The following is a 19,052-nucleotide window of genomic DNA, read 5'->3' on the forward strand; positions in this document are numbered from 1 at the left end:
TCTGTCGGGCCAAATCGGGCTTGAAGGCGGGTGTGGTTAGCTATGCTCGTCCGGCTTGGAAAGCCCATTGTCGCGCGATTCGTGCATGCCTCCTTCTGACTGCGCGCGTGCCTGGGCCTTGCGGCGGCGCAGGTTCTCGCGCAACTTGGCAGCGAGCCGCTCCTCGCGCGCCATATTCTTGTCGGGCTCCTCACTCATCCCTAACGCCTTGCCGCTAAGACACGGCCCGTTCAAGCCTTCGCTTGACATTGCGGGGCAGCGCGACAATAGCGCGCGCCTGCCCGCCATCACGGCAATGGTCACGCTGCTGTAGCTCAGTGGTAGAGCGCACCCTTGGTAAGGGTGAGGCCGGGAGTTCAATCCTCCCCAGCAGCACCACCTTTTTTCTTAGGCTCGCCCATCCGGGCGAGCATCTGCGGTGCTGTTCCTCCACTTCGCTTCGCTTCGTTCCGGGCACCTGCGCGGGCGTGCAAGTGTGCTCCGCACGTCTGCGCCTTCGGCTTCGACTCCCCGCTTGTGGTCGCTGTGCGACCGTGGAAGGCGGACGGTGCATCACACTTCATCTCCCCACACTTTTGACGATACGCCCCGCCAGCCGCCTTCGCTATTCCCTGCGCAATCAATCACCGCATGGGAGAGGTGCGCCATGGATCTGGGACTCAAGGGCAAGAAAGTGATCATGAACGGCGGGGCGCACGGGCTCGGCCTCGCTTCGCTCAAGCTGTTCGCCGAGGAAGGCGCCGACGTCGCATTCTTCAGCCGCAAGGAAGACAAGATCGAGGCCGCCAAGGCCGCGATCGACGCCGCCGGTCCCGGCAAGGTCTTTGCCGAGGTCTTCGACATGAATGACGGTGCCGATGCCTACAAGGCGTGGCTGGAAAAGGCCGCCAAGGAACTGGGCGGCTGCGACATCTTCATCCATACCGCCTCGTCCTCCGGCACGGGCGGGACCGGCGATTGGCAGGCGACGCTCGACATGGACATCATGGGCGCGGTGAACGCGGTCGAAACGCTCACCCCGATGCTCGCCGAATCGGATACCGGATCGATCGTCTTCATGAGCTCGACCGCCGCGCTCGAGACCTTCATCGCCCCTCAGGCGTTCAACGCGATGAAGGCCGCGCTCATCACCTATGGTTCGCAGCTCAGCCAGGCGCTTGCGCCGCAGGGTATCCGGGTGAACTGCGTCTCGCCCGGCGCGATCTATTACGAGGGCGGCAATTGGGAGGCGATCAAGGGCATGATGCCCGAGCTTTACGAAGGCACGCTCGCCAAGATGCCGATGGGCCGCTTCGGCAATGACGAGGAAGTGGCGAAGGCGATCGTCTTCACCGCCAGCCCCGCCGTGCCTTACATGACAGGCGCGAACATAGTGGTGGACGGCGGCTTCACCCAGCGCGTGCAGTTCTGACGCGCCCCCTCCTCAAGACAGAAAGGCTTTCCCCCATGGCCGAAATAGACCGCGACAAGCTGCTCGACATCTACACCCGCACGATGAAGGTGAACCGCACCGACGAGAAGTTCCGCGAGCTTCTCATGCAGGGCAAGGTCGCCGTGATGTACTACTGCGTGCGCGGGCAGGAGCTCGTCTCCGCCGCCGCGATGGCCGCGCTCGAGGACGACGACTATGTCGTGTGCACCTATCGCGGGCAGGGCGAACAGACCGCCAAGGGCATCCCGATGGAGAAGTGGTGGGGCGAATGCCTCGGCAAGGCAACCGGCACCTGCAAGGGCAAGGGCGGGACCATGCACATCACCGATCCCGACACCGGCATCATGGTGACGACCGGCGTGGTCGGCAGCGGCATTCCCATCGCCAACGGGCTTGCCATGGCGAGCCAGAACAACGGCGACGGGCGCGTGACGCTGGTCAGCTTCGGCGACGGGGCGGCCAATATCGGGGGCTTTCACGAAGCGATGAACATGGCCCAGCTCTACAAGCTGCCGGTCGTCTTCCTGTGCCAGAACAACCGCTATGGCGAACACACCGCCTATGCCGATCACACCGACAGCGAAACCATCGCCGAGCGTGCGCGCGGCTATGGCATGCACGGCGTGCGGGTGGACGGCAATGACGTGAACCAGATCTATCCGGCGATGAAGGACGCAGTCGACCGGGCGCGCGCCGGCGAGGGTCCGACGCTGGTCGAGGCCATGTGCTATCGCATGATGGGTCACTTCTTCGGTTCGGATTTCTCCTACATGCCGCCCGAGCATATCGAGGAGATGAAGCAGGAAGACCCGCTGCCCAAGCTGCGCAAGGTGATGCTGGAACACCAGTTCACCGAGGAAGAGCTCGACACAATCGTCGAGGGCATCGACGCCGATATCGACGCGGCGGTGCAGCATGCGCTCGATGCACCGCTTCCCGATACCGACGAAATCTACAAGGACGTTCTCGAGGAGACTGCCTGATATGGCCGAGATCACAATGACCGAGGCCCTCAACAAGGCCATCGACGAAGCCATGGCGGAAGATGACGGTGTCTTCTGCCTGGGCGAGGACGTATCCGCCAAGCAGGGCGGCGGCGTATTCAAGGTCACATCGGGCCTGACCGAGAAATACGGCGAACACCGCATCCGCGCGACGCCGATTTCCGAAACCGCCATCGTCGGCGCGGCGGTGGGCGCAGCGCTTGCCGGGCAGCGGCCGATTGCCGAAATCATGCTGATGAATTTCGTCGGCGTGTGCATGGACCAGATCGTCAACCACGCCGCCAAGCTGCGTTTCATGTCGGGCGGGCAGACGCCGTGCCCGATCGTGATCCGCACGACGACCGGCGTCGGCGTAGGTTTCGGCGGGCAGCATTCCGACATGCTCGAAGCCTGGTTCGCGCATGTCGCCGGCATTCACACCGTCACGCCGTCCAATGCCGCCGATGCGCGCGGCCTGATGCGCTCCGCGATCGAGGCCAATGACCCCGTCATCTTCATCGAGAACATCCTGTGCTACGGCCTCAAGTCCGAGGATCCGGGCCCCGGCTACCGCGTGCCGCTGGGCAAGGCGGCGGTTCCCAAGGAAGGCAGCGACATCTCGCTGATCACCTATGGCCGGACCGTTCTCGATGCGCTCGAGGTTGCGGGGGAGCTGGAAAAGGAAGGCATCAGCGTCGAAGTGATCGACCTGCGCACCATCGCGCCTTACGACGAGGAAACGGTGCTCAAGTCGGTGAACAAGACCGGCCGCGCGCTGACCCTGCACGAAGCGGTCCGTCCCTTCGGCACCGGCGCGGAACTGGCCGCCAATATCCAGGAAAAATGCTGGGACAAACTGAAAGGCCCGGTGCGCCGGATCGGCGGGACCTTCTCGGCCGTGCCGTTCGCGACCCATCTCGAACAGGCGTGGATCCCGACCAAGGAAGAGATTGTCGGCCAGATCAAGGCCAGCGTTGGCAAGGCTTAGGGGAAAAGACCGAAACATGGCAACCGAGATCCGCATTCCCAAACTCGGCATGAGCGCGACCGAGATGACCCTTGTCGAATGGATGTTCGGCGACGGCGAAACGGTCGAGAAGGGCGAGGTGATCTACACCGTCGAAACCGACAAGAGCACGACCGAGATCGAGGCTCAGGCGAGCGGCGTGATCCATCCCACCGGCGAGGAGGGCACGGTCTACAAGGTCGGCGACCTCATCGGCACGATCGAATAGGGGCGACAAAGCGGACAAAGGTTACACCCTGTCACTTTTGCAGCCGCCTCGTTAGTTTAGACATTTCAGAACGTTGAGGCCCCTCATCCCCAAGGTGACACTTGGGGGCGAGGGGCCTTTTCGCTCGGCCAGGGGGGACAAGGATGAGAAGGAGCCGCCCCGTCGTAACGCGCCGCGCCGGGGTAGGAAATCACCCGCGCGCGTCGAGGAAGGCGCGGCTGGTGCGCAGAACTTCGGCGGCGCGTTCGTTGAGGTCGGGGAAGGCTTCGCGCAAGGCGGCGGAGCGTTCCTCGACCGCGCAGGGCAGCGTGTCGGGCAGCGCGTCCAGCATCGCGCCCACCGCGAGGCCTCCTTGCCCCAGCGGCATCCGGCGGTTGACCGCATCGTCGATCACGGCATCGCCGTCCGACAGGTCGGGCGGCTCGGCGGGCGCGTCGCAGGGCTGGCAGTAGGACAGCCATTCGCTTGGGAGAGCCGCAAGGTCATTCGCCGTCCCGCCCGACCGCGACCAGTGCAGCGTATCGACCAGCAGCGCCTTGGCATCGGCCTCGACCGATTCGAGTATGGCGCGGGCGTCGTGCACGGTCTTCACCTCCGTGAAGAGGCCGAATTCGAGATTGACCCGCACGCCCGTGCCTTGCGCCCGATCGACCAGCGCCTGGAACTTGGCGGTGGTAGAGGCGGGGTCGGGATCGCTCGAGACGCACAGGAGGTTTTGAGCGCCCAGTTCGGCCGCGATGTCGACCAGCTCGGTAAGCCACGGGTCGGGATCGCCCGGCTTGATCCACGCGACCTCGAGATCGAGCAGCTCCACCCCCGCCTCGCGCGCCTGACGGCGGATCGCGCGGGTCGTGGCCGGGGTCCAGCTGTCCTGCTCGGCCCACATGCCGCCCATGTCGAACCCGGCCTTCGCCGCCGCTTCGACCAGCTGGGACGGGGTCGCCTCGGGCATGATCCCGGCGGCGAGCGAGATGCGGCGGCGGGCCATGGCGCGCGTCCTAGAGCGTCTGGCCGTCGTCGAGCACGAAGTCCGCGCCGGTGACGAAGTCCGCCGCGTCGGAGCACAGGAAGAGAACGGGTGCGTCGAGGCCGTTTTCCTCCATCAGCCGCTTCCTCGGGAAACGCGCGATCTGCCTTTTCCCGCCCTCGGTGTCGAACCATGCGTCGTTGATGGCGGTGCGGATATAGCCGGGCGAGATCGTGTTGACGCAGATACCCTTTCGCGCCCACTCGCGCGCCATGCTGCGCGCCGCCTGCACCACACCAGCCTTGCTCGCGGCATAGGCGACGAGGCCCGGGGAGGGCTCGAAAGCTGTGATCGAGCCGACAAGGACGATGCGGCCTTTGGTGACGCCCGCCGCCATCATGCGCTTCGCCCCTTCGCGCGCGGTCAGGATCGCGCCCTTGAGGTTGATCGCCAGCGTGCGCTCGATCTCGGCCTCGCTCATTTCGGTCATGAGCCCTGCGCCGTCCACGCCCGCATTGGCGATCACCGTGTCGACCGTGCCGAAGGCGGCTTCGGCGGCATCGTAGCCCGCGATCACATCGACCTCGCGCGCGACATCCATCGCGATTGCCGCGGCGTTGGGGCCGATTTCGGCGGCGAGTGCCTCGAGTCGGTCCTTGCGCCGCGCGCCCAACGCGACGCGCGCGCCGCTTTGCGCGAGTATGCGGCCGAACCGCGCGCCGAGGCCCGAGGACGCGCCGGTGACGAGGGCGGTGCGCCCTGACAGGTCGACAGTGATGCTCATGGGACGGGTTACTTAGTCGCCGGGAGCTCGCCGTCGATATATTTGTGAAGCGTGGTCTGGAAATGGCGCACCCGGCTGTCCTGGTAATGGCCGAGCTCCATCTTGCCTTCCTTCATCGCCTTCATGCCTTCCTGCACGAAAGGCAGGTTCGCCATGTCCTGGTCGAACACGTTGGCAAGCGCCGGACCCATCTTGTCGGCGGCCCAGGAGAACGGCTCGTCGTCGGGGATGTAGGTCATCTCGACTGCGCGCGGACGGTCCTCGCCCTTGGGCGTGGGGAAGAGCAGGCGGATTTCCATAATGCACCAATCCGGCGTGTCGCCCGGCAGCCAGCGATAGACCAGCGTCGGCAGGAAGCCGATCCAAGGGGCGAAGTTGGGGAAGATGTTGTAGGTGTGATTGTCGAGAATCTCGGTGTCGGCGGCGTCCGAATAGTCGTAGCCATATTGTTCGGCGAAGCCCTGTCGTCCCGCTTCGGCCAGGACCTTGCGCGCGGCCAGCGGATCGTCGGGATCGTATCCTTCCTGCCCGCCCTCCCCTGCGGTGAAGCGGCGGTTGGTCTGGGCATCGTCCCCGCCCGAAAATTCGTTCATCTTCTCAAGCACGTAGTCCGAATTCTTGCCTTTCACGTGAGGACTGAGAACCCCGGACGGCGTGATCGCGCGGTTGAAATGGTCGCCGATCAGATCGTAGCGCGTGTTCGCATCGCCGAGGAAGCCGAGCAGCTGCGGGTGCGTGGTGATCGAGTGCCAGGCTTCCATGAAGGCCTCGGCGGTGGCCTTCCAGTTGGCCGGGATCTTCTTCTGCACCCACATGCCCGTATAGCGATTGCCGAAATCGTAGCGTTCGTAATGCGAGGCCGCCGGGCCCAGCCAGGTCTTGAAATCGGGCAGGTCGTGATTTTCGGTCAGCATCACGAAGCCTTCCCACAGCTCCACGCGCGCCTCGGGCAGGGTCATGTCCTTGCCTTCGAGATGCTTGAAATCCCATGCGCAGGGGATTTCCTTGAGCGACCCGTCATTGCGCCAGGTGAAGCCATGGAAAGGGCAACGCAGCTGGATCGAATTGCCCGCCTCGGTGCGCAGCTTGCGCCCGCGATGGAGGCAGGCATTGTAGAACGCCTTGACGCTGCCGTCCTTCTGGCGGACGAGCAGGAAGCTCTTGCCCGCAATGTCGAAAACGACCGTGTCGCCGGGATCGGGCATTTCGTCCTCGCGCGCCGCGAAGAGCCAGACATTGGGCCACATGCGCTCGCGTTCGGCCTGCGCGAACTCTTGCGAGATATAAGGATCGACCGAAATCGGATCGTCGCCCATCTCGATAGTCGATTCCTCGAACAGGTAATCGGGCGGCGTTCGGGTGTCGCCTTCGAGCATTTCGGTATAGCTGATCCCGGGGCACCGGTCTTCGCGCGTGACGTGCTTGACTTCGTTCATGGGTCCTCTCGATCCGCTCTGGCAGGCCACGGCCGCTCGCCCGGCCTTCCGGAGCCTCGCAAATTGCGCAGTGTTTCTTGGCCCCAATATCACACAGCTTCGCACCCGGTCATCCTAGCGGATTGGAGAGGACGGGCATGGTTGTGGCGGGAAATGCGGATGAGACAGGGCTGAGCGAGCTGGGCGAGGTGATGCAACTCGCCTTCGTGCCGGAGGATTTCGACGCGGCGGTGAAGCACTGGACCGAGGTGATGGGGGTGGGCCCGTTCCACCTTATGGAAGGCATCCACCTCGAAGGGATGCGCTACAAGGGCGAGCCGACCGAAGCGGCGTTCGACCTCGCGCTCGCCTATTGGGGCGACATCCAGGTCGAACTGATCCGTCCGCGCGATGCGCATCCCTCGATCTATCGCGGGGAATATGCCGAGGTTGGCGGGGGCCTGCACCATGTCTGTATCCTCGTCGAGGACATCGAGGAGGCCCGCCGCGTCTGCGACGCGCGCGGCGCCGAGATCGTGATCGAGGGCGCGCTGGGCGACAGCCGGGTGATCTATGTCGACCCCGGACGGGGTCCGGGGAGCCTCGTCGAGATACTCCAGCAGGGCGAAAGCGGCCCGGGCCTGTTCGCCATGATCAAGCAGGCGTGCGAGGACTGGGACGGCTCGGAACCGCTGCGCAAATTGGGTTAAGGGGAGTCATTGTTTTTCCGCATCCCATCCGGGGTGCGGTCCTCGCTGGACGCGCAGCAAGGCTGCGCCCGCTGCGGCTCGCGCGGTTGCGCTCGCGGCGGCTGCGCTCCGGGGTCAGCACGGATTTCCGGGCATCGCTGGAGCCGGGTAGCCTAATCGCGCTAGTACGGCCCGCGTCGCGGGCCGCAAGGCCGACCGGCCGCCCGCAGCGATGCGACCGCAAGGTCGCGTGAGCGAGGCTATCGCAGCCCGGATGGGCTGCGCAAAATCAATCAGAAGCCCCCAGATACCCCAATTGCCCCGCCTTGAAGATCGTCTGCGCGCGGTTGACACTGTCGAGCTTCTCGCCCGCGCGGTGGATGTGATAGCGGATCGTGGCGTGGCTACGGTTGAGGATCATGCTGATCTCCTTGTCCGTCTTGCCGATCGCGGCCCAGCGCAGGCATTCCACCTCGCGTTTGGACAGCACGCAATCGGAAGGGATCCGCCGCTTGGTCCGGATCGCCTGGACATAGCCCGCGACGAAGCGCCGCACGACCTGCGCGAAAAGCTGGCCATAGGCGGCGAATTCCTCCGACAGATCCTCTTTCGCGCGATCCATCGAAATGAAGCTCGACGCCGAGATCTGCCCGAAGGGCAGGTGGACCGGCACAACGATCGCCGCTCTGCAAAGGGCGCGTTTCTCGAAATCGGTCAGGTCGATCTCCTCAAGGTAGCAATTGCGCCAGCGCGTGTTGAAGCCCTGGGCATTGACCCAGAAAGGCTCGGATTCGTAGCGGCATGCCCGCGGCAGCGGCGAATGGAGCGCGAGGCGATGGTCCTCCCACCAGCGCGCCCCGTCGTCGAGCCAGCGGAAGACATCGGCATTGAGGATCGTGCCCTCGGCATCGACCATCGGTTCCTTCGAGGAAATGTCGTCGCACACCGCGACCTGCATCCCGCGTTCCTGCGCCACACGGGCGAGCGCGACGGCCGCATCGTGGATGTCCTCGGGACAGGTGATGGTGACTTCCTCGAGCAATTGCTCGATGGTTTCGCGGCCGTGCGGCACGCGCAACTCTACCACATTCGTGCTCATGGGTTCCTCTCCTCCGTCTGGTCCCCGCTCCTGCGCCAGCGTAGCGTATTTTTGTCGATTCGCCTCGTATTTTACGCAGGGGAATTGCGGTATCCGGCACTCTAGGCGAAACATGTGAAAAGAAAAGGAGCTTGGCACTCATGAGCTGGTCTGGGTCGAATTTCTGTGTTGCCCTTCGTGCAATCGCAGCCGCCGTGGAGCCGGATCGGCCGGCCATCGTCCATGGGGAGCGGGTCGTGACATGGGGCGAACTCGAAATCGCGACCGACCGGATCGCCGCCGGGCTCAGGACGCGCGGTCTCGCACCGGGCGACATCGCCGGGCAGATGCTGCGCAACACGCCCGATTACCTGCTCGCCTGGTTCGGCTGCGCGAAAGCGGGAGTCGTCCCGGTCAACGTGAACTATCACTACAAGGCGCGCGAACTGGCCGACATCGCCGCGCGTTTCGGATTGAAGGCGATCTTCACCGAGCGCGATTTCGCCGATCTCGCGCGGGAGGCCGCACCGGACGGCACGCAGGTGATCGACGTGTCGGATGCCGATTGGGACGCGCTGCAACAGGCGGACCTGCCCGAAGGTTTCGCGATACACGATGACCCGCAGGCGCTCTTCCTGACCGCCACGGGCGGGACGACCGGGATGCCCAAGGCCGTGATGTGGCCGATGGTCGAGGCGTGGCAGGCCTTCAGCATCTCGGTCTGGCAGCGCGCGCCCGGACAGCCGCCTTTCGTTGCGACCTCCCTCGATGAACAGGTCGCCGAGGCCGTCACGATCGGCCCCGAACACCCGGCGAGCACCTCGCCGCTGCTGCTGCTTTCACCGCTGATGCACGGGGCGGGACAGTTTACCGCGCTGATCCACCTGTTGAAGGGCGGCACGCTCGCCCTGCTGCCGCATCCGAAATTCGACGCCGACATCGCATTGGACGAGATCGCCCGGATCGGGGCGAAGGGCGTGTTCATCGTCGGCGATGCCTTCGCCCTGCCGCTGGCCGACCGGCTCGATGCGCGCGGCGATGGCGCAGAGGTGCTCAAGACATTGCGCTCGATCACCTCATCGGGCGCGGTGTTCTCGCCCGCGCTCAAGCAGCGGTTGATCGCGCATCACCCGACGCTGATGATCGTCGACGCGCTGGGCAGTTCCGAAAGCTCGGGCACAGGCATCGTCATCACCACCGCGCAAGGGTCCACCGGCGGGGGCAAGTTCCAGCCGCTGCCGGGCCGCGAGACCAAGCTGTTCGACGAGAATCTCAACGAGATTCCGCCCGGCAGCGACGGCGTCGGCATCGTCGCGCGCACCGGGCCGCTGCCTCTCGGCTATCTCGGCGAGGACGAGAAGAACCGCCAGACTTTCCCCGAGATCGGCGGGCGGCGCTGGCTGATGACCGGCGACCGCGCGCGCTGGGCGGCGGACGGTAGCCTCGAATTCATCGGCCGCGACAACATGTGCATCAACACCGGCGGCGAAAAGGTCTTCCCCGAGGAGGTCGAGGCGGTGCTGATGGACCACCCGCACGTCCACGACGCGCGCGTCGTCTCGCTGCCCGACGAACGCTTCGGCCGCAAGGTCGTTGCCGTGGTCGAACCCGAAGGCGATGCCGAGGGGCTGGAAGAAGCGCTCGACGCGCACGCCCGCGAGGGGCTGGCGGGCTACAAGATCCCGCGGCTCTATGTGTTCACCGACGGTTCGCTGCGGCTCAACAACGGCAAGCCCGATTACAAGACCGCGCAAAGGCTGGCCGACGAGGCGGCGGGGTAGCTCAAACGGCCCCTCTTAGCTCGGATTGCTTTTGAATAGAGACGTGGTCTCGGGTCATCTGAAGAAAGTGACTAGCCAGAAATGAAATCCTTGTCACTATACTTGCATGAGCCGACCTGAACCAAGCACAGTCATAGCGGGGCTGCCCACAAAATCAGAGATGATCAGAGCCCTGGCGCGGGCTGGATACTCACGAACGGAGATAGCAAAGTATCTCGAGATTCGATATCAGCATGTTCGGAATGTTTTGGTCCAAGCTGGCATCACTGCGGGCAAAAGAAACGATCTGACGCGAGCAAGGGACAAGCGAGTCGAAAAGACTGCCGAATCGTGGCCTGCGAGCCGTCTGCTCACATCAGGTTTTCAGAAGGTGAGTGAGTGCCATCTCACGGGCGACGGCACATTCCAATATTCTGCTCGATCACCCGCGAAACCGGGGGTCTACGCGTTCTCGGTCAACGGTCTTGTCGCTTATATTGGTCTTACTAGGGGAGACCTGCGGACGCGCCTCGGCCATTATGTTTACGGTCACGAGAAACAAAGGACGAGCGCTCGCGTGAAGGGCTTAATACTTTCGGCCCTTGCCAACGGCGACAACGTTGAGGTCTATGTAGCCTGCCCACCCGACCTCGAGTGGAACGGTCTGCCAGTCGATGGGGCGTCTGGACTCGAGACAGGTCTCATTAGGCTGATTAAACCCCCTTGGAACCGGCAGGGCGCGGGTTGATGTTCAAATCTTGTGCTGCAGTGGGGTTGAGCGTCATCCTTGGTATGTTCGCGGGATTTGCTTTGCTGGTGGTGGGGTCTCTGTTGATCAGCAGATTGAGTTCATAGCAAATTTCGCCGCTCTTCGGTCGTTGGACCAAGTGTGGTCAGAGGATATTTCTGGACCTCACCCCGTCGTGCGCTCGGCCTTGTCCTTTTCGTTCGTGCCCTTGATCATCGCGCGCATCTGCTCCCATTCGGCGTCGCCCAGCGCGTGGAGCACGGGGTAGAACGTCCCGCCATGCGCCTGGTAGCCCGCGCCGTCGATCGCGATGGTCTGGCCGTTCACATATTCCGCGCCCGGCCCCATCAGGAACACCGCGAGGTTCGCGAGTTCGTGCATCTCGCCCGCGCGGCCCATCGGGTTCATGTCGTTCTTGGAATTGCCGCCCTGCCCGCCGGGGGAAAGGCGCGCGCTCATGCCCTTGGTCGGGAAGAGGCCCGGCGCGATCGCGTTGAACCTGAGGCCATAGCGGCCCCATTCGGTCGCGAGGCTCTGCGTCATGGCGTGGATCGCGGTCTTGCTCATGGCGGAAGGCACGACGAAGGCGCTGCCCGACCACACCCAGGTGGTGAGGATCGACAGGAAGCTCGCGCTTTTCCCTTCCGCGATCAGCCGCTTGCCCACGTCGAGCGTGACGTAGAATGTCCCGCGAAAGACGATGTCGGCGATGGCGTTGAAGCCGTTGACCGACAGGTCCTCGGTCCGGCTGATGAAATTGCCCGCCGCATTGTTGACCACGCCGGTGAGCGCGCCGCCATCGGCCCAGATCGCGTCGATCATGTCATGGATCGCATCGGCGTCGCGGATGTCGCAGGCATGGGCGACGACCTTGCCGCCGCTCTCGCCGTGCTTTTCCATCAGTTCCGCGGCGCATTCGTCGAGCTTCGACTGGCGCCGACCGCAGATATAGACCGTCGCGCCCAGTTTCAGGAAACCCTCGGCCATTTCCTTGCCCAGCCCGGTCCCGCCGCCGGTGACGAGGATGCGCTCGCCGTCCATCAGCCCGTCGCGGAACATCAGCTTCGATACGTCCATTGGAAATCCCCTGTCTTGGTGCGCCGTCCCGCTCGGCTCAGAGCCCGAGCACGGTCTTGGCGATGATGTTCTTTTGCACCTCGTCCGAACCGCCGAAGATCGTGGCGGCGCGGTTGTTGAGATAGCGGCCCATAGCGGTCTGCGCGGTCTCGCTGCCGACGGGTTCGGGGGCTTCGTTGCCGTAGAGCGGGCGCTCCAGCGGCAATTGCAGCGCGTCGGGGCCAAGCAGTTCGAGCCGCAGCGTGTCGATGGTCTGGCCGATATTCGAGCCGAGCAGCTTGACCAGCGAGGTCTGCGGCCCGGGCGAACGGCCCTTGGCGAGTTCGGCAAGGATGCGCAGCTCGGTCACTTCCAGCGCTTCGGCTTCGAGCCGGGCGCGTGCGAGCCGGTCGCGGAAGCGCGGATCGTGGCCGACCGCGCCGTTGACGCCGGAGGGCTGTTCTTTCGCCAGCTCCTCGAGCTTGTCGATCGACTGGAGCAGGCGCGGGGCGAAGCACGATCCGCCGCGCTCGTTCTCGAGCAGGAACTTGGCGATTCCCCAGCCCTGGCCTTCCTCGCCGATCCGGTTGGCGGCGCTGGTGCGCGCGTCGGAGAAGAACACGGCGTTGACCTCGTGGTCGCCCGACATGGAATGGATCGGGGTGACCTCGACCCCTTCCTGGTCCATCGGGATGAGCAGGAAGGTGATGCCGGCCTGTTTTTTGACATTGGGATCGGTGCGCACCAGCGCGAAGATCCAGTTGGCGTGATGGGCGTGGGTGGTCCAGATCTTCGATCCGTTGACGACATATTCGTCGCCGTCACGCACGGCGGTCGTCTTGAGACTGGCGAGGTCGGACCCGCTGCCGGGCTCGGAATAGCCCTGGCACCAGTAATCCTCGCCCGACAGGATGCGAGGGAGGAAGCGTTCCTTCTGTTCCTCGGTCCCGAATTCGCAGATGACCGGGCCGACGAGCTTGAGGCCGAGGATCGCGAGCGAGGGTGCACCTGCCAGCGCGCATTCCTTCTCGAAAATGAATTTCTGCGTCGGGGTCCAGCCGGTGCCGCCGTTTTCCTCGGGCCAGTGGGGCGCGACCCAGCCCTTTTCATGGAGGATGCGGTGCCATTCCATGCCGATATCGGGCTCGACGAAGACGCCGGGCGTGCGCCGCGCCCCGTCGCGCAGCGAAGCGGGCAGGTTGTGCTCGAGGAAATCGCGCACCTCCTCGCGGAAGGCCAGGTCCTCGGGTGAGAAATCCATATCCATAATTCGTCAAGTCCAGTCAGTCTTGTCGCGTCTTCAGTCTTTTCGCATTGCCCATGCGATCGAGCGCCTCAGAAGGTCATAATAGACATCGTAATTCCACGCACACATTTCCTTGTGCGGGTAGAAATCGACCATTCCCGGAAGGTCGTAATGACCGCGGCAATGGCCGAGCGTGTTGTAAACGATCCGGCCTTTCCCGATATCCCTCGTATAAAGGATAGGGACGGTGGTCTTGTCCCAGTCCGCCTCGACGAATCCGGTCGCCTCGCCTTCGAACGCGGTCTGCATCAGCGTGTCGATAGGGGCGGTGGTCTTCGACAGGTAAAGCTCGTCGACCACTTCGAAATCCTCGATCCCCTCGGTCAGCTCATGGGTCTTGTTCACCACTTCGACCGGGAAGGGTCCGATCGGCGGATGCGCCATGAACTGCGTGCCGAGCATTTCCATCACGTCGGGCCGGTCGTTCGGTGCATCGACCAGGCCTTCCTCGGTGAAGACGAGGATCGAATTGGTGCCGTGCAGCGCCAGCCACTTGCCCCCGCCTTCGACCCATGCGCGAAGCTGCCTGGCCTGTTCCTCGCTCGGCATCAGGTCGCAGGTATAGGTGATCAGGAAACGGCAGGAATCGAGCCGCTCCAGCCCCGAATAATCGCACGCGACGGTCGTGCGGATTTGCGGGTGTTCGGCGAGCAGCTTGAGAATCTCCAGCCGGGGGTAGTCGATGTCGTGATATTTGCCCGCGGCGACGAAATGCGCGTCGATGCGTGTGGCGGGTTGGTGCTTGTCCGTTCGGGCCATGCTAACTCCTTATCGACCCGCCGCCATCGACGGTGAAATCGCAGCCCGTGGTAAAGCTTGCATCGTCGCTCGCGAGGAAGAGGACGGCGCGCGCCACTTCCTCGGGCTCGCCGATGCGGTTCATCGGATGGGTTGCGGCGAAATTGGTTTCGATGTTTTCCGGGGTGTCGGCGCCCGAATATTTGTAGCGTTCGTACATCGGCGTGCGGATCGCGCCGGGATGGACCATGTTGACGCGGATCGGCAGGCCGCGTTCGGCAAGGTCGAGAGCGACCGACCGGGTAAGGCCGAGCAGTCCCGCCTTCGACGCGCTGTAGGCGGCGACGAAGGAGGCCGCGCGCATCGCGATCATCGAGCCGATATTGACGATCGCCCCCGGCTCGCCGCTCGCTTCGATCGCGGGGATCGCGGCGCGCATTCCGTAATAGGGGCCGTGAAGATTGATATCGATCGTGCGCTGCCACACGTCCTCCGAGCCGTCGGGCACGTTGCCGGGTTCGGAAATGCCCGCGACGTTGCACAGCACGGTGAGCTTGCCGAAGCGGTCCTGCGTCGCCTTCACCGCCTCGTGCCAGCGATCGAGATTGCGCACGTCGAGTTCGAACGCATCAGCCGCCTCGCCCAGTTCCCCGGCCAGCGCGCGGGCCTTGTCGATCTGGACGTCGCACAGCATGACCCTGCCGCCCTCGGCGACGATCATCCGCCCGACCGTCGCCCCGATCCCTTCCGCGCCCCCGGTGACGAGCGCGACCTTGCCTTCCATCCTGCCCATCGGCGTCCCTTATCGCTCCAGGATGGCGACGGCGGACAGGCCCGGCGCGCCGTAGACATGGGAATAGCCGAGCTTCGGCCCCTTGCCGTCGCGCCCTGCGACCTGTCTTTCGCCCGCGCGGCCGCGCAATTGTTCGACATTCTCGTAGACCTGCCTCAGGCCCGAGGCGCCGATCGGCTCGCCGCAGGCGAGGCAGCCGCCATCGGTGTTGATCGGCAGCTTTCCATCGAGGCCGGACCAGCCATTGGCCAGCCATTCCTCCTGCTCGCCATCCTTGCAGAAGCCGTTTTCGGCCATGTGCATGATTTCCGCGCCGCTTTCGGTGTCCTGAAGCTGGGCGACCTCGACATCCTCCGGGCCTATCCCTGCGCCTTCGAAGGCGGCCTTGGAGGCGAGCACGGTGGGCTTGCCGCCATCCTTGACGCTGACGCCCGGCTGGAACACCTCGAAGGAATCCGGCGGACGGGTTTTCACCGCGATCCGGGCGATCTTCACGCCCCCCCTGTTTTGGAGCGCGCCCAGCTCCTTCGCCTTCTTCTCGCTGGCGAGGATCAGCGCGACCCCGCCTTCGGACGGCGAGCAGAACATGAACTTGGTCAGCGGATCGTTGATCATCGGCGCGTTCATGATCGTCTCGAGGTCGATCTCGCTGCGCCGCCATGCGTGCGGGGTCTTCGCCCCGTTGCGGAACGCCTTTTCCGCCACCCGGCCCAGGGTCGTGCGGCTGATGCCGTGGAGCTGCATGTAGCGCTGGATCTTGAGCGCGAAGAACTGCGTCGTCAGCATCATGCCGGTCTGGCCGTACCATTCGGGCAGGCCGTAATCGGCGGGCTTGGCGTTGAAGGCCCCGCGCGGGTGCTTGTCGAAGCCGACTGCGAGCGCAAGGTCGTACATGCCGCTCGCGATCGCCTGCTGCGCGGCGGAGAGCGCGCTGCCCCCGGTCGCGCAGCCATTGGCGACATTGGTGAAAGGAAGCGAGGTGAGGCCAAGCTCATTGACCATGATATCCGCGCTGCCCGCCGCGGCCGAGCCGCCATAGGCGCATTCCATGTCGGCCCATTCGAGCCCTGCGTCCTTCAAGGCCTCGCGCACGGCATAGACACCCTGTTCGCGGCCCGAGCGTTCCTCGGTCCGGCCGAAGGGATGGATGCCAGCCCCGATGATATAGACATTCTCGCTCATGCGGCTTTCTCCTGCGCGCCCGATACAGGTCGGAAGGCATAGGTGTCGTAAGTGTCGTTGAACGGCACGATGGTAAATTCCATCTCCATTCCGAGTTCGAGATCCTCGAGCGATGCATCGACGATCCGGCTTTCGACGATGACCTCGCCGGGAAGTTCGACATAGCCGATGAGGAATGGCTTGAAGTCGGGCGGGCCTTCGCCGGGGCCGGAGCCGGGGCCTTCATAGGGTTCCTTGGGCAGGAAGCCCTGGCTGGTCCACGACCACAACTTTCCCCGGCGCGACAGCTTGTAGGGTTCGACATCCCTGGCCGCGTCCCCCTTTGGCATGGGAAACACGATCTCGCCCGAAGGCAGCCTGCCACCGATCAGGTGCGGCTGCGGGTCGTCGCTCCACAGTTCGGGGTCGATCTTCTCGCCCATTTGTCCCTCCTTGTTCGCGCCTGTTTTCAGGCTGCAGCCGTCACGCCGCGCCGGTCACGCAGCCAGCGCATATTCGGCGAGCACGCTATCGGTATCCCCGAACAGCCGGGCAAGCACCATGACGCGCTTCATCGCGTGACCGATGGCGAGTTCGTCGGTGATTCCCATGCCGCCATGCATCTGCACCGCTTCGCGCGCGATGGCATCGGCGTTCTCGCCGATATAGGCCTTGGCTCCGGCAATGGCGCGCTGCCAGTCTCCGGCTTGACCGCCCGCATCGGCATCGCGCGCGCGCATCGCGGCGCGGTAGAGCATCGAGCGCGACTGTTCGATCTTGGCATAGGCCTCGACCAGGCGATGCTGCAGCACCTGGAAACTGCCGATGGGCACGCCGAACTGCTCGCGCTCCTTCACATAGGCGAGCGTGTCGTCGAGCAGGCGCTGGGACAATCCGACCATTTCCGCCGCTGCCTGCAACCGCACCTCGCTCGCGATTGCGGCGATTGCGCCCGCATCGAGATCGAGCAGCGCACCTTCGCCGACGGCGACCCGGGTAAGCTTGACCTCGCCCGCCATGCTCCCGTCCGTCAGGCGATAGGGGCGCATGTCCAGCCCGGCGGCATCGCTCGCCACGAGGAAGGCGCGCGTTTCGCCGTCGAGATCGGCGGTAACGATGAACAGGTCGGCGAGAGGAGCACCCAGCACCATCGTTTTCTCGCCGGTGATCTCGAAGCCCCCGTCGCCGCGGTCGGCCTTCGTCGCCCTGGCGGCAAGGCTGTAGCGCTGGGCCCGCTCGGTCCAGGCGAACGACGCGACCGTCTCGCCCGAAAGGACTTTGTCGAGCGCGCCCTGCGCACCGCCGCGCTCCAGCAGCAGGGCGGGCAGCACGCCGAGTTCGAGCCACGGATCGGGCGCGTTCGCCTTGCCGATCGCCTCTGCAACCAGCGCGAGATCGAGCGGTGAACCGCCCATGCCGCCCGCCTCTTCGGACGCGGCGAGTGCGATCAGGCCCAGCTCGGCCAGGCTCTGCCAGCGCGCGCGGTCATATCCGCCGTCCTTCACGCGCAGCCTGCGCCGCGCCTCGACATCGATCGGCGCGGCGAAGCGCTCGACGCTCGCGCGGAACATTTCCTGTTCTTCGGACAGGTCGAAATTCATTTCAGTCAGGCTTTCCGGGTGAAGGTGATCGGAAGACGGGTGACACCGCGCAGCAGGATATTGGGAAGGATCGTGATCCCGTCCTCGTCGGCCACGGCGAAATCGTCGAGCCGTTCGAGCAATTCATCGAAGGCAACCAGCATTTCCTTGCGCGAGAGCATATTGCCGACGCACATATGCGGGCCCTTTCCAAAAGCGAGATGCGCGCGCGCATTCTTGCGCTCGATGTCGAATTTGTCCGGGTCCTCGAACTTGTTCGGATCGCGGTTCGCCGCCGCATAGCGCAGCTGCGCGACCGATCCGGCGGGCATCTTCACGCCGCCCAGCTCGGTATCCTGCTTGACGATGCGCCACATGCCCGCAGTCGGGGTTTCATAGCGCAGCGATTCCTCGACCAGATTGCCGATCAGCTTGGGATCGCGCCCGCCGGCGGCGGCTTTCGCCTTTTCCATCTGGTCGGGATTGCGGATCAGCTGGAGCAATCCGCCCGCCAGCGTCGAAGTGGTCGTCTCGTTCCCGGCGACCATGAATTGCTGCATGATCGACATGATTTCCGGATCGGTCAGCGGCGTCTCGCCCTCGACCCGCGCCTCGACGAGATCGGTGAGAAGGTCGTCGCCCCCGTTGGCGCGGCGGTCGTCGATCTTGCCTTTCATGTAATGCTGGAATTCGACAAGGCTGCGGGCGCATTCCTTCTTGCGCTCCTGGTCGACCATCTGGCTGAAACGGTCGACGGCGGCGTCGGACCATTCCTTGACCTTCTTGGGATTGTCGTCGAGCCCGATCTGCCCCGCGATCATCGCCACCGGCAGCGGGACGGCAAACTGCTCGACGAATTCGCATTCCCCTTTACCGGCGAACGCCTCGATCAGCTCGATCGACTTGGTGCGCATGTCCTCCTCGATCGCGTTCACGCGCGGGGCGGAAAAGGCGAGATTGACGAGCTTGCGATTGCGGGTGTGGACCGGCGCGTCGGCGGTCAGCAGGGTGGGCACGTCGTCCCAGCCCTCGGCGAGGATCGCCTTGATTTCCTCGTCGCCTTCGCGGCCCATCAGAACACTGAAATCGTTCGAGAAGATGTCCGGCTTCGTATTGGCTTCGCTGCACAGATCATAGCTGTAGACGACGAAGGTGTTCATTTCGGGCAGGTGCTCGATCGCGACGCCCGCATCGTGCACGGCGTGGTAATAGTCGAACGGATCGACCAGCGTTTCGGGCGCGAAAACGTTGCCTTCGGGCTTGTTCATGGCTGCGGCTCCCAACCGGACGGAATAGCTGGCCCAATTCCTAACCCTCCCGGCCCCAT

The 19,052-nt window shown here is 64.3% G+C and carries 19 protein-coding genes and 1 tRNA gene; 7 read left to right on the top strand and 13 right to left on the bottom strand.

The window, feature by feature from the left end; genetic code table 11:
- Positions 1-36 precede the first annotated feature (36 nt).
- Entirely contained in the window at positions 37-198 is a 162-nt protein-coding gene (locus RIB52_RS02930; protein WP_350172730.1) for a hypothetical protein, read from the bottom strand.
- 105 nt (positions 199-303) lie between these two features.
- On the opposite strand from RIB52_RS02930, the gene RIB52_RS02935 reads away from it, so the two are divergent.
- The 5 genes from RIB52_RS02935 to RIB52_RS02955 all read left to right on the top strand — a co-directional run bounded on the left by RIB52_RS02935 (position 304) and on the right by RIB52_RS02955 (position 3,650).
- Positions 304-378: transfer RNA gene (locus RIB52_RS02935), tRNA-Thr, on the top strand.
- A gap of 268 nt (positions 379-646) precedes the next feature.
- Positions 647-1,411, top strand: coding sequence for an SDR family NAD(P)-dependent oxidoreductase (locus RIB52_RS02940; protein ID WP_350172732.1), 765 nt, complete (start codon positions 647-649; stop codon positions 1,409-1,411).
- Between the two features lie 35 nt (positions 1,412-1,446).
- Positions 1,447-2,415: a thiamine pyrophosphate-dependent dehydrogenase E1 component subunit alpha gene (locus RIB52_RS02945; protein WP_350172734.1), complete on the top strand. Its 969-nt coding sequence runs from the start codon at positions 1,447-1,449 to the stop codon at positions 2,413-2,415.
- Position 2,416: 1 nt separating this feature from the next.
- Positions 2,417-3,403 (top strand): alpha-ketoacid dehydrogenase subunit beta, encoded by a 987-nt coding sequence (locus RIB52_RS02950; RefSeq protein ID WP_350172736.1) that lies wholly within the window; start codon positions 2,417-2,419, stop codon positions 3,401-3,403.
- Positions 3,404-3,419: 16 nt separating this feature from the next.
- Positions 3,420-3,650: a biotin/lipoyl-containing protein gene (locus RIB52_RS02955; protein WP_350172738.1), complete on the top strand. Its 231-nt coding sequence runs from the start codon at positions 3,420-3,422 to the stop codon at positions 3,648-3,650.
- 190 nt (positions 3,651-3,840) lie between these two features.
- Here RIB52_RS02955 and RIB52_RS02960 read toward each other — a convergent pair whose 3' ends face one another.
- From RIB52_RS02960 to RIB52_RS02970, 3 genes are read right to left on the bottom strand one after another with little or no spacing between them, the layout of a single operon-like run.
- A complete protein-coding gene (locus tag RIB52_RS02960; RefSeq protein WP_350172740.1) occupies positions 3,841-4,638 on the bottom strand; it encodes a sugar phosphate isomerase/epimerase family protein in 798 nt (265 codons plus the stop codon).
- A 10-nt stretch (positions 4,639-4,648) separates the two neighbouring features.
- Positions 4,649-5,401 carry an SDR family NAD(P)-dependent oxidoreductase gene (locus RIB52_RS02965; RefSeq protein ID WP_350172742.1) on the bottom strand — a complete coding sequence of 251 codons (753 nt, stop codon included), beginning with the start codon at positions 5,399-5,401 and terminating at the stop codon, positions 4,649-4,651.
- 8 nt (positions 5,402-5,409) lie between these two features.
- Positions 5,410-6,837 (bottom strand): aromatic ring-hydroxylating oxygenase subunit alpha, encoded by a 1,428-nt coding sequence (locus tag RIB52_RS02970; protein WP_350172744.1) that lies wholly within the window; start codon positions 6,835-6,837, stop codon positions 5,410-5,412.
- Between the two features lie 137 nt (positions 6,838-6,974).
- On the opposite strand from RIB52_RS02970, the gene RIB52_RS02975 reads away from it, so the two are divergent.
- A complete protein-coding gene (locus RIB52_RS02975; RefSeq protein WP_350172746.1) occupies positions 6,975-7,526 on the top strand; it encodes a VOC family protein in 552 nt (183 codons plus the stop codon).
- Positions 7,527-7,794: 268 nt separating this feature from the next.
- Here RIB52_RS02975 and RIB52_RS02980 read toward each other — a convergent pair whose 3' ends face one another.
- The gene (locus tag RIB52_RS02980) at positions 7,795-8,604 is read right to left on the bottom strand and encodes a helix-turn-helix transcriptional regulator (RefSeq protein ID WP_350172748.1); all 810 of its coding nucleotides are present in this window, start codon (positions 8,602-8,604) and stop codon (positions 7,795-7,797) included.
- A gap of 140 nt (positions 8,605-8,744) precedes the next feature.
- Between RIB52_RS02980 and RIB52_RS02985 the strand changes: the two genes are divergently transcribed.
- On the top strand, positions 8,745-10,364 hold the full coding sequence (locus tag RIB52_RS02985) for an AMP-binding protein (RefSeq protein ID WP_350172750.1): 1,620 nt from the start codon (positions 8,745-8,747) through the stop codon (positions 10,362-10,364).
- Positions 10,365-11,256: 892 nt separating this feature from the next.
- Here the strand turns inward: RIB52_RS02985 and RIB52_RS02990 are convergent.
- Genes RIB52_RS02990 through RIB52_RS03025 form a run of 8 tightly spaced genes read right to left on the bottom strand, consistent with a single transcriptional unit; the run spans position 11,257 to position 18,993 of the window.
- Positions 11,257-12,168: an SDR family oxidoreductase gene (locus RIB52_RS02990; RefSeq protein WP_350172752.1), complete on the bottom strand. Its 912-nt coding sequence runs from the start codon at positions 12,166-12,168 to the stop codon at positions 11,257-11,259.
- A gap of 37 nt (positions 12,169-12,205) precedes the next feature.
- On the bottom strand, positions 12,206-13,414 hold the full coding sequence (locus RIB52_RS02995) for an acyl-CoA dehydrogenase family protein (protein WP_350172754.1): 1,209 nt from the start codon (positions 13,412-13,414) through the stop codon (positions 12,206-12,208).
- A gap of 33 nt (positions 13,415-13,447) precedes the next feature.
- Positions 13,448-14,212 carry a ThuA domain-containing protein gene (locus RIB52_RS03000; protein ID WP_350172756.1) on the bottom strand — a complete coding sequence of 255 codons (765 nt, stop codon included), beginning with the start codon at positions 14,210-14,212 and terminating at the stop codon, positions 13,448-13,450.
- 1 nt (position 14,213) lies between these two features.
- The gene (locus RIB52_RS03005) at positions 14,214-14,984 is read right to left on the bottom strand and encodes an SDR family NAD(P)-dependent oxidoreductase (RefSeq protein ID WP_350172758.1); all 771 of its coding nucleotides are present in this window, start codon (positions 14,982-14,984) and stop codon (positions 14,214-14,216) included.
- A gap of 9 nt (positions 14,985-14,993) precedes the next feature.
- Entirely contained in the window at positions 14,994-16,166 is a 1,173-nt protein-coding gene (locus tag RIB52_RS03010; RefSeq protein ID WP_350172760.1) for a thiolase family protein, read from the bottom strand.
- Positions 16,163-16,588, bottom strand: a complete 426-nt coding sequence (locus RIB52_RS03015; RefSeq protein WP_350172762.1) for a Zn-ribbon domain-containing OB-fold protein — start codon at positions 16,586-16,588, stop codon at positions 16,163-16,165. The genes RIB52_RS03010 and RIB52_RS03015 overlap by 4 nt, the downstream gene beginning before the upstream one ends.
- A gap of 54 nt (positions 16,589-16,642) precedes the next feature.
- Positions 16,643-17,746, bottom strand: coding sequence for an acyl-CoA dehydrogenase family protein (locus RIB52_RS03020; protein ID WP_350172764.1), 1,104 nt, complete (start codon positions 17,744-17,746; stop codon positions 16,643-16,645).
- 5 nt (positions 17,747-17,751) lie between these two features.
- Positions 17,752-18,993: a cytochrome P450 gene (locus RIB52_RS03025; protein ID WP_350172766.1), complete on the bottom strand. Its 1,242-nt coding sequence runs from the start codon at positions 18,991-18,993 to the stop codon at positions 17,752-17,754.
- Between the last annotated feature and the right edge of the window lie 59 nt (positions 18,994-19,052).

The sequence above is a fragment of the Erythrobacter sp. genome (assembly GCF_040217515.1).
GTDB lineage: Bacteria > Pseudomonadota > Alphaproteobacteria > Sphingomonadales > Sphingomonadaceae > Erythrobacter.